This is a genomic window from Klenkia terrae (assembly GCF_037083865.1).
In the GTDB taxonomy this organism is placed as follows: Bacteria; Actinomycetota; Actinomycetes; order Mycobacteriales; family Geodermatophilaceae; genus Klenkia; species Klenkia terrae.
Map to the genome: position 1 here is coordinate 1 of NZ_JBAPLV010000006.1, position 14131 is coordinate 14131.

Below are 14131 nucleotides of genomic sequence, written 5' to 3' on the forward strand. Positions count from 1 at the left end.
TGGTCGACGCCGACATCCAGGCCCTCGACGACCAGCTCTCCGGCAGATCAGTCCGCCTCGACTCATGAGCGCCAGTGACCAGCAAAAACTGCATCTCGGCGACGGTAGCGCAATTAGCCTCGCCCTATGGGGCGAGGAACGGGCTGTCAGCCAACTCGTCACGAGAGCAAGCACATCCGAACCGGCGCACGTACATTTCGTCAACGCATACACGCTAGCGCTCGCTGAGACCGATCCACGAATGCGAGCAGCACTCTCGGACTCGAACGCTATCTGCCTGCCTGACGGCAAGCCCCTATCTAAGCTTCTAGAAACACTGAGCGGCCATCGACAATTACAGACACGCGGCCCCTCAGTCTTCAAACAGGTCATCGCCCAGACCAGCGGTCGAACTTTGCGCCACTTCCTTCTCGGATCATCTCCCGCGGTGCTGGACGCCATCGAACGTCGCTTCAAGCAGGACGGATCGGCGACTAACGAGATTGTGGGCATCAGCAGCCCGCCGTTTCTACCGATATCCGCCTGGGACATCGAGTCCATCGCCGCACAGATTGAATCAGCCAATCCCGACATCATATGGCTCGGGCTAGGTACACCGAAGCAGGACCACTTAGCCCCGATTCTTGCCAAGCGATGCGACACCCTCGTCGCTTGCGTGGGCGCGGCATTCGACTTTTATGCAGAGCATAAGCGAGAAGCCCCGACGCGCATGACCCAGCTCGGCCTTGAGTGGCTATTCCGCTGGGCTCAAGAGCCGAGACGACTTACCAGGCGTTACACGACTGGCAACATTCGCTTCATTCGACTTGCAATCAGGAACATTCGGTGATCGACCGTCTAGTTCGCTCTATTTCGAGAAGGCTGTCCGTACGCGACAACGTTCACGTAGGTGCCAACTTTCATGTCGGGAGAAATTCCAGGATATGGGCGCCTAGGTCTTTGGTTATCGGCCGCGATACCTACGTCGGAAAGAACGTGACTGTAGAAGTAGACGGACATATTGGTCCAGGATGCCTGATTGCGAATAACGTTGGCATAGTTGGGCGCACCGACCACGACCACAACCAGGTCGGCACACACATACGACACTCAGACTGGGTCGGCGACAAGCCAGCTACCCTCAGCACGCCAGTTTCGATTGGACGCGACGTTTGGGTCGGCTTTGGATCAATTATTCTCTCCGGAGTCACCATCGGGGACCATTGCATCGTCGCTGCTGGCTCCGTCGTCACCCGGGACTTAGCAGAGAACTCGATAGCCGCGGGGAACCCCGCTCGAGTCGTTGGTTTCAGATTCGCTCCAGATAAACTAGTTCTGCACAAAGAGACGCTGAACCTACTGGAGAACGAACGCCGATGACACTTCGGGTTGCCATCATCCATCCCTGGTTTCCTCAGTATCGAGCGGGCTTGTTCCACAGGATGAAGCTCGACGCCAAAGCAAAGGGCATCGAACTCGATATCTTCCATGGCCCGCCACCCAAAGAGTGGCAAGACCGGAACGACTCAATCGTCAACGATGACGCCAGCCAACTTCCCACACTCTCATTTCGTGTTGGCAGGACGAGCATAACAAGTAAGGCTCTTGGGCCGCTCACTAGAAGAGGTCCTTACGATCTCATAGTGGCCGAGCAGGCAATCAGACATCTTGAACTTTACCGCCTCCTCCTGCGGCCCCACCGGACGCGGCTCGGCTTATGGGGACACGGTCGCACTTACACGGCGGATATCCCACAGCTGCAGGAACGCCTCAAGACGCGAATCACCAATGCTTGCGGATGGTTCTTCGGTTATACGCCGAACGGCGTCACATCGGTCGTTGAGGCAGGGTTCGATCCCGACCGTACGACCACGCTTTTCAACACGATAGACACAGACCGGCTTCGAATAGATCTCCGCCAAGTTACTACGGACGACAAGACCAATTACCGTCGGCGATACGGGACGCAGCCCATTCTCTTCCTCGGAGCACTGGACGAGAGCAAAAAGGTTCCGCTGCTGATCGAGTCATTCAAGACCGCCGCGAAGACCAACCCAGCCCTGTCTTTGGTCGTGGCTGGCGAAGGGCCGCTATTGTCTTACGTCCTGGACCAGAGCTCGCAGGCTACTGGAGTACATTACGCCGGGAGCCTCTCGGGGAAGGACAAGGCCATTGCGCTAGCAACATCATCGGCGCTTGCGGTGCCGGGCCGCGTAGGTCTTGTCGCAGTCGACGCGCTCGTCGCAGGCATACCGTTGGCCACCGTCCAAAGCGCCTATCACGCCCCGGAATTCGAGTACTTACGACCGGACGTCGACGTCTTCATCGGTTCAGCAACCGGGTCGGACTACGCGCAGGTGCTAACTCAGATCGCTCAGCGAGAACGGCGGGATCAAGCGGAGCCAGAATCGCCCGTGCTCCCATTGTTGACGGTGGCGGGTATGTCAGACCGATTTATCAAAGGCCTTATAGGCTGGGCTTATTCGGAAGACATCACGCAGAAATGAGCCAAGATGACGAGAAGCCGGCATACCCCATGGTCCACGCGATAATTGCCTGCCGAAACCGCAAGGAACTAACGGTGCGGACGGTGGTCGCCATCGCGGAGATCTTGGATCGACTATGCACGCACGGATCCATCACGGTTTTTGATGACGGATCCACCGATGGTACGTCTGCGGCAGTCCGAACAGCCCTGCCTTCGGTCCGTATAGTTACCGGCGACGGAGACAATTATTGGGCCGCTTCAATGGCCAAGGCGGAGCAACTCGTACTGGAGAGCTCAACCACCGGTCAACGCGACTTTATTCTTTGGCTGAATGACGACGTCGAGCTAGATCCGGTTGAAGCTCGATTAGCCATACTTTGCGCACAAAAAAACGATGGCATCCTGGTGGGGGCCACGGTCGGAGCCGATGGAAGCGTGACCTATTCCGGTTTGATTCCCCGACCGCGACGCCCACTGACGTTTTCCAGAGTTACCCCTAGTGGGGCGGAACAGCGGGTTGCAACGTTTAACGGAAACTTTGTTCTAGTTCCGGTCCACGACGCGAAAAAGCTTGGCGGAATTGACGGAGGATTCTCTCACGGCCTAGCCGATATTGACTATGGCCTGCGCGCCACGCGCGAAGGCGTGCGGATCGTTCTTTTCGGCACGCCGATAGGCGAATGCAGCCGCAATACCGTCACGCACCAACCCATTCGCTGTGCATGGCGGGACGCTCGAGGACCAAAGGGCGGCCTAAATCCCGCAAATCTCGATCGCTTCCTTGCTCGACATGCCGAGCGTTACACCCAGCGTTACTGGAAATTCGCTCTCCCCGCTAGTTGGCTCGCAAAGCGTCTTGCTCCAGCATTCACCCGGCGTTGATCGAGACCGTCCGAACTTGAATCCAGAATAGTGGACCAAATGCCTTCCAAGCCATCGTCCGTGTCGGTGCAAAAGCTCTCCGAGTTTCCCTTTCACCTTGGCTTTATGAATCCCGATACTTCGATTCGAACCGAAAGATTTGGCTCGCCGGACTCCGATATTCGAGTCTCTGTGGTCATGCCGGTCCACAATCAGGGGCCAATCATCGGCAAGGTGCTCGAACATTTACAGCTGTCCATGACTCTAGATTACGAACTGATACTCATTCTCGACGACTGCACTGATCGAACGCGGCAGGAAGTAGACGGCTGGCTCGACAAGGCATTGAGCCAAGCAATTCTCCACGAGATTGTTGTCGTGACCACCGACGTGGCCGTCTACGAGACAATCTCTGATTCAATCGGATTTCACTACGCATCTTCTTCCATCTATCTCGAAGTGCAAGCGGATATGATACTGAACGACCCAGGTTTTGATGCGCGACTGCGCGAAGCGCTCGACACCATGCCGGACCTCGTTGCCGTCAGCGGCCGTGGGGTTGACACGTTTGCTGCTTGTACGCCCATCGATAGGTTGCGGCAGAAACTGGCCCATGTGATTAGACGAGCGGCTTTTCGGCGAGGTATCGCTTACCGAGCGACACGGCTCGAGTTCTTCCTGTTCAAGGGAGTCGGACGACTAGGCCCAGCCATCGAGCTTGTTGACAGAACGGAGCCTCACACTGTCTGGGTTGGTCATACCGTCATGCGGGGACCATTAGCTCTTTCCGCTCCGAAGTTGGGCGACCTAGGCGGGTTAGACACGAGCCGCTTCTTCCTCGGCGATGACGACCACAACCTCTGCCGCCGCGCATGGGTCGAGCGCCGATGGAGGGCCGCCTACATGCCAGTTCGTTTCATCTCACCTCTAGACGCCGGGAGCACTCGCAAGAAGCGCGACCCGCGCCGCCAGATGCGTCACGTAGAACTCGACCGGGCGTATAGTGAGGCGCAGAAATCGGTTGATCTCTTGGATCTCGACATAGAGTGGCGGAAAAAACCCCCAAGACTGGAAACTCGCTCAACCTTCGGGAACGGCTAGTGGGATGCGCAGAAATTCGCTTCTCTATGCTGGCACGCTGGCATTCGGTCAACTAGCGACAGCTGCCGCGTTTGCTCTGGCTGCCAGACACACATCGCCTACTACTTTCGGAGTACTGGCGTCCGGGATCGCCATCGGGGCGGTCTTAGCTGGTCTCCTCGATTTCGGACAAAGCAACTATCTCATTCGCGAAGTTGCGAAGGGGGGGCTTCTTCGACGCGAGGCCACCGACCGCCTCATCGTGAAATTGGCCGCCGGCCTCCTCGGGTCGTGCGCTGCCGTGGCGGCCGCGCTAGTCTTTACGAACGGCGGTCACAACGTACTTACTATCGTTCTGGCTGGAACTATCACGCTGATGGGCGCCCTGACAGTGCAAGCTCTGCAGGTTGAGCTCCGAGCCCGTGGGCGGTTCTTTTCGGTGTCCGTGTGTTCGGTTCTAGGTCGCATGAGCCTTGTGAGCGTGGTTACCCTAGGGGTCCTTCTAGGGGCTCAAGGTCACAAGGCACTGCTGGCTGGGCTGCTGACCTCCGGAGCCGTTGAGGCTTTCTCACTGTTCATCGCAAGGAGGCCGGGCCCCTACACAGGTGTAACGGCGAGGATTCGGGCATTGCCTATGCGAGATGCCTGGGGTGGGTCCACTGCTTATGGTGTGTCAGGTCTTGCGAGCGCTGCACAACAACTCGACGTTGTCGTTCTCGCGGCCTTTGGTGGCACTGGGGCGGCTGGCGTCTACGCCGCTGTAGCCCGCTGGACGAGCCCGCTTATTCTTCCGTCCTCTGCTATTACTCAGGTGGCAACACCGACCTGCGCAGCGGCGGTCAATGTTAAAAGTGGTTTGGCGCAACTCCGCCCGTTCTGGATTTTGATCGTCGCGAGCGCCGCACCATGTCTAGTGCTTGCTGCCTTCTCCGATCGGTTCACCGAACTCCTCCTCGGTCCAGCGTTTGCACAATCCGCTTCAGTGCTTGCCCTGCTAGCGGTCGGCGTGATTCCGACAATATTTGCGCAACCGGTGAATATGTTGTTGCAAGTGCAGAATCGCGACGCATCTATAGCGGTTTGGAGCACCATAGCGACCCTTATTCGGCTTGCTGGTGCCGGAACCCTAGGGGCATTTCTTGGAGCTAACGGCGGAGCGATATCCGTTATCCTCCAGCAGGTAGTTCTGTGCGTCGCCATAGGATTCATTCTTCGCAGTGCTATCCGCCGGGGCGGAGAGGCGTGATTTTGCTTCTCACGGCTACTGTCCGTCCGCAAGGCGTTCCAGGTCTCACCCTTCTGGATGCCGAGTTACGGCTGCAGCAGTACCGTGATTCTTTGCGATTCTGGGCCGGTCTGCGCAGTAGCAAATTCGACCGGATCATTCTAGCCGAGAACAGCCTGTCCTATGAAGAATTATCTTCGTTGTTCTCCGACTTCAATGACGCTCGAATCTTATTGGTCTCGGTGGGGCCCCCAAGTGCGGACGCAGTGTCGCGCGGTAAAGGCGCGTGCGAGGCCGACCTTATCGCAAAGGCAATGAGGTCACCGGAACTCATCGAGTTGCAAGGTTTCGTCTGGAAATGCACCGGTCGATTGCGGGTGACCAACTTCGCAACGACCACATGCCGACTGTCGCAAGGACGGGTGATGACGTATGACATCCCCCGCGACCAGTCGAACTGGGCTGACAGTCGCCTCTTCGGGGCGCCCGTAGACGTGATGACACACTTCGCGGACTTGGCGGTCGTGTCTGTAAATGAGGAGCAGGGCACAGACCTTGAGTCCGTGCTTGCGAAATGGGCGGGCATCGCTGGCCCTGGAGGGACGGCGAATCTGCGCTGCAAGCCACGATTCAGCGGCCAGTCTGGAACCACTGGAACCCTCTACGCTGCAAGTCGACGCGACCGCTGGTTGCGGCAGCCCGCTGAGATTGCGTACCGTGCGCTAGTCCGCACCGGGATTGGGAGACGGTTATGCTAGGTCTCAGTGCAGCAGTTCTCGCTGGCGGAGTCTTTTGCTACATCTTCGGCGGGCTCGTTTCGGCGCATCCTAGAGCTGGCGTCGCACTGACTTCGGCCGTTGTCTTATCTTTATTTGATGTTCCTCGGTTGCCTGTGGTTTCAGTTAGTGGATTCTCAGTAGAGGTTCCCGATATTATTGGGGCGCTTCTCTTGTCCGCAGCGGTGTTCAACCGGAGCAAGCGCCAACCCGGGCGAGAGCATCTGGGCACGGCACTCCTAGCCATTTCAACTCTCACACTGATTGGCATATTGCGAGGCGTCGAAGAATACGGCATTGGTCCGACCATCGTCGAGGCTCGGCTGATATTGTTGCCACTCACTGCCGTCGCCTGGGCTTCGTCGGTCGGGCGCAGCTGGGAGATTGAGAACGCGGTCTTTCGGAGTTCGCTTGTCTACCTGGGATTTGGGTTAGTCGTCGTTGCCCTTTACCACTCGGTTAGATTTGGCGTAGGCACATCCTCTAGCCGGTTCATCACGATCGATGGAGTCGAGCAGTCCTCCAGGGTGTTAACCCAGATCCAGGCTCTCATGTTATTGCTAGGGGCACTTGTTGCTGTCGAGCGCTGGATCTCTGGACGAGGGAGAATCTGGTTCTGGGTTGCAGCGCTATTTTTGCTATCGATAGTAATCTCCCAACAGAGATCCGTCTGGCTTGCATCTGTTGCCGCCCTGGTTGTTGCCTACGCATGTTCAGACAGAAGCCGCAGGGGTCGTTTCAACTTGGCCTTTGCCCTAGCCGCTGTTGCGGGACTCGTTGGTCTCGCGGCCGTCCCGGCTGCATTCGCTGGGATCCTTGGTTCAGGGGAGGACACTGCGACATACGACTCACGCTCTTACGGCTGGGGTCAGCTTCTTCAGCTCTTCTGGGATTCGGGGTGGACCAGCAGGCTATTCGGTCTCCCGTTCGGTGCCGGGTTCGACCGTCTTGACACTAATGGTCTTCTCGTATCATTCTCGCCTCACAATTGGTACCTGTTAATCCTGCTCCGCCTGGGTTTGATCGGGCTCGCTGCGTTCATCTACTTGATATTCTCATCGATGAGATCCGTGTTGCGGCGGCCTGATCGTCGGATCGGTGCCCCAGTTGCTGCTGCGGTACTGGTGTTCTGCTGGACGTATGGATTGTCATGGGTCTTAGCGATCTTCCTGGCCCGGAGCGTGACGGGATTTGAGCCGGCGGATCGAGGTGCGGCGGAGATGGAGCCTCGCAAGATGGAGAAGATGTGAAGGTCTTGCACCTGCTTGGAGCATTGAGGCCCAGCGGGATGGAACGAATGCTCGTATCTGCGGCCAAGCACTTTGAATCGGCGAAAGTTGATTCTTTCGTGTTGGGACGGCACGACCCGAGCGAATTTGGGTTGACCTTAGCCGATGTAGGATACAACGTGAGTTACTTACGCACGGGCAGGTGGGGGGACCTTAAAGACATCCGTACTGCAATTCGCGAAATAGATCCCGACATCGTCCACATCCATACCGAGGGTTTTTATCTACCGACGGTCATTGCAGTGCGAATGGCGGCGGGTAGAAGGCGCACAGTGCTGCGCACCGTTCATAACATCTTCACTCCGATGGGCATTGGTCGGCTGCAACGCCGTGTACAAATTGCTGCCACCAGCCGTCTGGTCGATGCCGTCTCCGCACCCTCAATCGATGTTCAAGAGAACGAAGCCGACCAGGGAAGACATTGTCGTGTCATATCGAATTGGGTGGCTGACGATTTTGTCCGGCATTCAGCGAGGGGTCTCGTAACGCCGGGCCGTCCACCCACGATGGCTATCGTGGGGAATTGCTCATCGATCAAGAATCATGCTTTGGCCATCCGCGTGGCCGGTGAACTTGGTCACAGAATTATTCACCTCGGCGACGAGAGCGGCATTGACGAGGAAGAGACGCAACTTCTAGATGAACTAGCGAAGGCTGGCAGGGTGGATTTTCGAGGCGTCGGAGATCCTCGCCTATGGCTGGGTATGGCTGACTACTTCGCGATGCCCAGCCAAAGAGAGGGAATGCCCGTCGCTCTGGCCGAGGCCCTCCAGGTGGGGCTCCGGTGTGTTGTGGCCAATCGGCCTGGTTTCGCCTGGTCAGTAGTCGATAATCGCGTTCAGCAATCGGCATTGTGCGACAAACAATGGCGGGCTTCGGTCCTGTCCGTGCTTGGTGCGGGCAAGGCCGAATCGCAAGAGCTGGACTACTCCGCCGCAAGTAACGTTGGTGCGCTTATAAGTTGGTACAGGGAGCACTGTCCGCCCTTTTAGGGCAACTCAGGCCGCCCACGAAGGCCCGAGATGACGTGTGACAGGAGTCCTGATTCATGAAGCGGCGCTGCAACGGTAGGACTCAGGCGACGGCGGAGGCGGCGAAGGGCACCCCGGTCCACACGTCCTCATCACCTGCTCGGAATGCGGGGAGAATCAACGCGCGGAGGAGGCCGGAGACGTCACGGAACAGCGCTTCCGACAGTGGCCCGACCACCCGGAGATCCGCCAGCAGATCCGGTAGGTCGTCCGCTCCTGCTGCCACCGATCGGAATCGCCGAGCGCCGGCCAGTGCGGCGACCACGGCGCGGAAGTGCCCGTCGGCATCGGCCGACATTGGCCCCACCACCTGAGGCAACCCGCGGAGCAACACCGCCGCCTCCTGCAACGTAAACGTGCTCCGCAGGCCACGAGGATTCAGCGCCAACACCGCGTCCCGCTGTATCCCCCCCATCGTCAGGGTCAGGTCTGCGCCACCCAGGACTGCCGGGCTCATCCACCGCGCTCGGTGCTCGCTTGCGTCGATGCCACGCTCGGCCAACACCTGTTGGGCGACCGCGGGCATTGGTGCGCCAACCTCGGCACGGACACCGACGCTGAAGACTTGGACTCTCTCCCGGTCGGGGTCCCACTCGCTCAGCAGTCTCCGCGATATGAGCTCTGCCATCGCGGAGCCCCACACGTTGGTCGTGCAGACGAAGACGATGCGCATGGCCATGACGTTAGGGACCGTTCAGTCACGGAGATGAGCGACGCGCTCACTCACGGTGGACAGACCTGGCAGTGCTGACTAGGCAGCAGTCGACAGTTCGGGGCGGCGCACCGGCGTGCCGCGCAGGCCGACGACGGCCGCGACCACTCCCCCGGCGTTGCCTGCCAGCAGGCCGGCCACGGCCGTGACCACGAGGTCGGCCCCGGTCGAGCCCAGCACCAGACCGACGCTCAGGGCGACGGCGAGCCCGGTCAGCAGGCCGATCGCCAGCAGCCACCAGCCGCGCCGCAAGATCTGCTGCGCTTCTGCGCCCATCGTTGGCACCCCTCACCACACCGTGCCGGTGGGAAGTCGACCGGCGAGCAGGACCGTAGCGTGATCAGCCCGCTACGAGCGGCGATTGGTGCAGGTGTCGCCCACCCTCAGCCCCGGCCGCCCCACGGGCCCCAGGGGGCTGTCAGCTGGAGCGCGCAGTGTCCACCAGCGGGGCGATGAGGTCGCCCAGGTAGGAGTGGCCGGCGTCCAGCAGCGAGATGCCGTCGGCGGGAGACACCAGGCCGGCGGGGGCGGCGAACCAGCCTCGCGTCAGCGGGTCGACGTACGTGGCGCCCGCGGCCTGCGCCGCCGCCTGCACCGCGGTCGAGACCGCGGTCAGCTCTGCCGGGGCGGCCGCGCTGCTCCAGCAGGGGCCGATCACCAGCAACCGGGTGCTGGGGTCGGCGGCCAGGATGGCCGCGAAGGTCGCGCTGGCCGCCGCCTGCACCTCGGCGGGGTCTGCGGCCACGTCGTTCCGGCTGCCGAACACCACCGTGACCGATGCATCCGCCGGCGGCTGTGCCTGTACCAGCTGCGGGTAGGTCTGACCGGTCGATCCCGGACGCACGTACCCGGCCAACGTCGCGGCGCTCAGCTGCAGCTGCATGTCCAGCTGCTGGGCCACGAGAGCGGGCCAGCCGGCCGCACCGGTGCCGCCCTCGGAGTTGCCCGACGAGTACCCGTCCCCGTACACGGCCAGCACACCGGGGTCACCGGTCGTCTCCGGCGCCGACGAGCCCGGAGCGGACGACCTCGTACCGGTGGCCGGGGCCGTCGTCCGCGGGCTCGTCGTCCCGGTGGTCGCGGCGGCGACCGACCTCGTCGGCCCCGGCTCGGAGTTCTGCCGCTGCACCAGCAGCAGGACGAGCCCGACGTTGGCCAGCAGCAGGACCACGATCGCGATCAGACCCCACCGCGGAGGGCGCTCGAAGGCCATCACGCGACCAGGCTAGAGAGCGCAACGGGCCCCACCTACCGCCGTCGGCGGTTCGTCACCGGCAGCAACCGCAGGGCCACCGGTCCTGCCCTCACCCGGGTACCCCGCCGACCTCCCGGGAGTCCCAGCGGCGGCGAGGCACGTTGACCCGGGGCCGCACCGTCCCGACAATCGCCGGGTCGCTGGGCACCTCGGCCGGGCGGTCCCACCACTCGGGGAGCCACCATGACCTACGCCGACCACACCCCACCGCCGGGCTACGTCGCCACAGCCCCGGCCGCAGGCGCCCCCGAGACGCGGATGCCGGGCATCGGGGCTGCGGCCGCCGTCCTCGGGTTCGTCGAGGCCGGCCTGGCACTGGGCGTCGTCGCCTACGTGCTGGTCATGCTGGCCTCGTTCGGCGGTGTCGGCTCGGACATCGCCGGCGCCGTCGTCGTCCTGGTCGGCAGCATCGTGCTCAGCGGCCTCCTGCTGCTGGGCAGCCTGTTCCTGGTGCGCCGGAGCGGCCGCAGGCTGCTCGTCGGCGCCACCATCGCCGAGGGGGTCCTGGTGCTTGGCCTCGGCATCTGGGCGCTGGCCGACAGCTCGACCATGGCCGTCTCCTACGCCGACTATCCCTACGACGACTACGGGTACAGCTCGACGTCCTCCGGCCCGGGAGCTGCCGTCGTCGTGGCGCTGCTGACCGTCCTCATGGTGGCGCTCGCGCTGCCCGTTGTCCGCCTCGCGCTCGTTGCGCAGCCCGCCGTCGGCAGCTGGCTGCGGACCCGTCCGCCGGCCGCGCCGGTCTGGTCGGCCGAGACCCAGCAGTGGACCGCGCCCCGTTCCGGCAGCGGCGTCGTGCTTGCGTTGCTGGCGCCAGTTGCGCTGCTGCTGGTCGCCACCATCGTCGTGCTGTCGACCGCTGAGGACTCCGTCGACTACGGCATCGCCGACGGCGCGGCCGGGGTGTACGGCACCGACTCGGAGTGGTCCTACCTCTACGACGGCGGCGACCCGGTCGCACCGCCCACCAGCGACGACCCCGAGTTCGAGGCGCGCTACGACGACGACGCCCAGGACTGCTTCGGCGGCGACCTCGGCGCCTGCGACGACCTGTACAGCGAGACCGAGGTCGGCAGCCTGTACGAGTGGCTGGGCAGCACCTGCGGTGGCCGGGAGGAGTTCGAGACCTACGGGAGCTGCGAGTAGCCGCTCTACCCCGGCGACTCACGCGCGGGCGTAACCACAGCTCAGTCGTTGCGGATGCGCCCCGAGCTGGTCAGCGCTGGCCATAGGCGGTTTTGCTCTGCAGCCCCCCTCGGCTCAGGTAGCGGCTCGTCCCTTGCTAATCTGGCCTGACGGATCCGCGACTGTCCTCCGTCACCCCGAGCAAGCCTGCGGCGACCAGAAGTGGGCACTACCTGTCCCCGCGTGGCACATGGTCTCAGCGTCAGTTGATAGTTACCGTGGGTAAGTGCCGTGGTGGTCTGGGTGTTCGCGTGGATGGCCTTGGCGGTGAGCCTGGCCGTCATCGTCAGCGCCGCCATCCACCTCGCTGAACGTCGCCGGCACGTCGAGCAGCCGAAGCCTGACCACGACCGTGAGCCACCCGCGGCGGCGGTGCTGTAGCTGGCAGCGACTAGCGGGTCACGCAGGCTCCAGCACCAGGCTGGCGGCCAGCAGGGTGCCGGGGCCGGGCGCGATCGTGTAGGCCTGGGTGCCGGTGAGGCCGGGGTGGCGCGGACCTCGTCGGCGATGACGGAGCCGGCGACGGCGGCGTTGGCGTTGCGGCGGGTGGTCATGCCGGCCGGGAAGCCGGCGGACGTGCCGCCGGCGCTGGTGTGGATCCCGAAGGCCACCAGCAGCGGGTTGGCCGCTGCCCGTTGACGTACACCGACCAGCGGAACTGGCGCGTCAGGAGCACCGTCCCGCGCTCGACGTCGTAGGGCAGCACCGCCTCCGCCGTCCCCGCGGTCGTAGGTGTCCCGTAACCGGGGTGCTGCAGCTGCCGTCGGCCCGCCGCTGGTCGAACCCCGTCCTCCGCAGCACGTGGCAGCCCGCGCACAGCAGCTCCACGTTGCGGACCACGACGTAGGGTTTGAGGTCGAGATCACGCCCAGTCGGGTGCAGCCCGGAGCGCCCACGGGCATCGGAGACATCGGCGCCGGACTGGTCCTGGGGAGTCACGGCCGGCAGCCAAGGGCGGCTCCGGGCTGCGCTGATTCGGGGAACCTAGGCTCGACGGGTTCGTGTACACCGTCCGCGTGGCTCGTCGGGGCCATCGCCCGGAGTCCTGGCAGCCGTCCGCAGACCCACCTGGAGGACCTCGTGCCCGTAGCAGTCTTCGGCACCGCCCAGTTCGCCGACGTGCCCCGCGATGCCCCGCAGCACCTGCTCCAGGTCGCGTGGGACGCCGGCTTCCGCCGCTTCGACACCGCCCCCCTGTACGCCTTCGGGCAGGCCGAGGAGGTCCTCGGCCGGTTCCTCGCCGGCCGGGACGACGTGCAGGGCGTGACCACCAAGGTGGGCCTGGCGCCGCAGCCCGACCGCCCGCTCCGCCGCCGGGTCGTCGGGGTGGCCAAGGCCGCCCTGCCCGCACCGCTGCTGGCCCGTGCGAAGGGCGTGCTGCGGCCGGCGCCTGGCCAATCCGCTCCGCGGGAGATGGCCAGCGGGCGGTTCGGGGTCACCGAGGTCCGTTCGTCGGTGGAGACCTCGCTGCGCCGACTGGGCGGCCGGGTCGACCGGCTGCTGCTGCACGAGGTGCGCCCGCACGACGTCACCACCGAACTGCTGGACCTGCTCGCAGGCGTCGTCGAGCGCGGGGACGTCGGCAGCGTCGGTGTCGCCACCCAGAACCACGACACCCTCGGCGCCCTGGCGGCCGGGGGCGAGCTGTTCACCGCCGCCAACACCGCCGTCGGGCCGTTGCACACCCCCGTCGCCCTGCCCGACCACGTCGTGGCCCGGACCGGGCACGGACTCCTCGGCGGCGGTGGCGAGCACCTGCGCCGCCTGCAGGCGGTCCTGGCCGACGACCCGACCCGCGCGCAGCGCTGGCAGGAGGTCACCCGGGACACCGAATTCGCCGGGCCCCGGGGGCTCGGCCACGCCCTGCTCGCCCGCGGCGCCGAACTCGACGTCACCGAGGTGATCGTGGGCAGCACCACCGAGCGCAACGTGGCCCCGGCGTTCGCCTTCGCCCACAGGGACGACGTCCTGCCGGAGCCGGTGTCAGCGGCGCTGGCCGACCTCGTGCAGGTCGTGCGTGCGTTGCCGTCGACCGACTGAGCCGGTCAGGCCTCGCTGGGCAGGGCGGCCGACCAGTCAGTCGGCACGGTCAACGCGTCCTCCAGTGCTACGGAGTCCTCGGCGCGCCGACCGAACCACATCCCGGTCGCCACCGCCACCACCGGAGCCGAGGCCAACCACCCGACGACACCGCCCACCACCCACCAGGTCACGCCGTATGGATACGGCACCGGTGTCACTGTGTAA

At 63.2% G+C, this 14131-nt stretch carries 16 protein-coding genes; 12 read left to right on the top strand and 4 right to left on the bottom strand.

Going from position 1 to position 14131, the window contains the following annotated elements; all coding sequences use genetic code 11:
* The first annotated feature begins 64 nt into the window (after window positions 1-64).
* The 8 genes from UXQ13_RS07345 (at window position 65) to UXQ13_RS07380 (ending at window position 8690) form a co-directional block, all read left to right on the top strand.
* Window positions 65-829 carry a WecB/TagA/CpsF family glycosyltransferase gene (locus UXQ13_RS07345; protein WP_225234201.1) on the top strand — a complete coding sequence of 255 codons (765 nt, stop codon included), beginning with the start codon at window positions 65-67 and terminating at the stop codon, window positions 827-829.
* 146 nt (window positions 830-975) lie between these two features.
* A complete protein-coding gene (locus tag UXQ13_RS07350) occupies window positions 976-1359 on the top strand; it encodes a DapH/DapD/GlmU-related protein (protein WP_336392140.1) in 384 nt (127 codons plus the stop codon).
* A 62-nt stretch (window positions 1360-1421) separates the two neighbouring features.
* Window positions 1422-2486, top strand: coding sequence for a glycosyltransferase (locus UXQ13_RS07355; protein WP_225234200.1), 1065 nt, complete (start codon window positions 1422-1424; stop codon window positions 2484-2486).
* A gap of 29 nt (window positions 2487-2515) precedes the next feature.
* The gene (locus UXQ13_RS07360; RefSeq protein WP_225236061.1) at window positions 2516-3349 is read left to right on the top strand and encodes a glycosyltransferase family 2 protein; all 834 of its coding nucleotides are present in this window, start codon (window positions 2516-2518) and stop codon (window positions 3347-3349) included.
* A 66-nt stretch (window positions 3350-3415) separates the two neighbouring features.
* Complete coding sequence (locus tag UXQ13_RS07365; protein WP_225234199.1) at window positions 3416-4429, top strand: glycosyltransferase family A protein; 1014 nt, start codon at window positions 3416-3418, stop codon at window positions 4427-4429.
* 4 nt (window positions 4430-4433) lie between these two features.
* Window positions 4434-5654 carry a lipopolysaccharide biosynthesis protein gene (locus UXQ13_RS07370; protein ID WP_225234198.1) on the top strand — a complete coding sequence of 407 codons (1221 nt, stop codon included), beginning with the start codon at window positions 4434-4436 and terminating at the stop codon, window positions 5652-5654.
* Between the two features lie 940 nt (window positions 5655-6594).
* A complete protein-coding gene (locus UXQ13_RS07375) occupies window positions 6595-7659 on the top strand; it encodes an O-antigen ligase family protein (RefSeq protein WP_336392107.1) in 1065 nt (354 codons plus the stop codon).
* Window positions 7656-8690, top strand: coding sequence for a glycosyltransferase (locus tag UXQ13_RS07380; protein WP_225234196.1), 1035 nt, complete (start codon window positions 7656-7658; stop codon window positions 8688-8690). The genes UXQ13_RS07375 and UXQ13_RS07380 overlap by 4 nt, the downstream gene beginning before the upstream one ends.
* 82 nt (window positions 8691-8772) lie before the next feature.
* On the opposite strand, the gene UXQ13_RS07385 is transcribed toward UXQ13_RS07380, so the two are convergent.
* The 3 genes from UXQ13_RS07385 to UXQ13_RS07395 all read right to left on the bottom strand — a co-directional run bounded on the left by UXQ13_RS07385 (window position 8773) and on the right by UXQ13_RS07395 (window position 10654).
* Window positions 8773-9402, bottom strand: a complete 630-nt coding sequence (locus UXQ13_RS07385; RefSeq protein WP_225234195.1) for an arsenate reductase/protein-tyrosine-phosphatase family protein — start codon at window positions 9400-9402, stop codon at window positions 8773-8775.
* Window positions 9403-9480: 78 nt separating this feature from the next.
* Window positions 9481-9717, bottom strand: a complete 237-nt coding sequence (locus tag UXQ13_RS07390; RefSeq protein WP_225234194.1) for a hypothetical protein — start codon at window positions 9715-9717, stop codon at window positions 9481-9483.
* Between the two features lie 142 nt (window positions 9718-9859).
* Window positions 9860-10654, bottom strand: coding sequence for a GDSL-type esterase/lipase family protein (locus UXQ13_RS07395; RefSeq protein WP_225236060.1), 795 nt, complete (start codon window positions 10652-10654; stop codon window positions 9860-9862).
* A 225-nt stretch (window positions 10655-10879) separates the two neighbouring features.
* On the opposite strand from UXQ13_RS07395, the gene UXQ13_RS07400 reads away from it, so the two are divergent.
* The 4 genes from UXQ13_RS07400 (at window position 10880) to UXQ13_RS07415 (ending at window position 13924) form a co-directional block, all read left to right on the top strand.
* Entirely contained in the window at window positions 10880-11845 is a 966-nt protein-coding gene (locus UXQ13_RS07400) for a hypothetical protein (protein WP_225234193.1), read from the top strand.
* A 273-nt stretch (window positions 11846-12118) separates the two neighbouring features.
* A complete protein-coding gene (locus tag UXQ13_RS07405; RefSeq protein ID WP_225234192.1) occupies window positions 12119-12265 on the top strand; it encodes a hypothetical protein in 147 nt (48 codons plus the stop codon).
* Window positions 12266-12391: 126 nt separating this feature from the next.
* Complete coding sequence (locus UXQ13_RS07410) at window positions 12392-12523, top strand: hypothetical protein (RefSeq protein WP_263639378.1); 132 nt, start codon at window positions 12392-12394, stop codon at window positions 12521-12523.
* Window positions 12524-12964: 441 nt separating this feature from the next.
* Window positions 12965-13924, top strand: coding sequence for an aldo/keto reductase (locus UXQ13_RS07415; protein ID WP_225234191.1), 960 nt, complete (start codon window positions 12965-12967; stop codon window positions 13922-13924).
* A gap of 5 nt (window positions 13925-13929) precedes the next feature.
* Here UXQ13_RS07415 and UXQ13_RS07420 read toward each other — a convergent pair whose 3' ends face one another.
* Window positions 13930-14115, bottom strand: coding sequence for a hypothetical protein (locus tag UXQ13_RS07420; RefSeq protein WP_225234190.1), 186 nt, complete (start codon window positions 14113-14115; stop codon window positions 13930-13932).
* Between the last annotated feature and the right edge of the window lie 16 nt (window positions 14116-14131).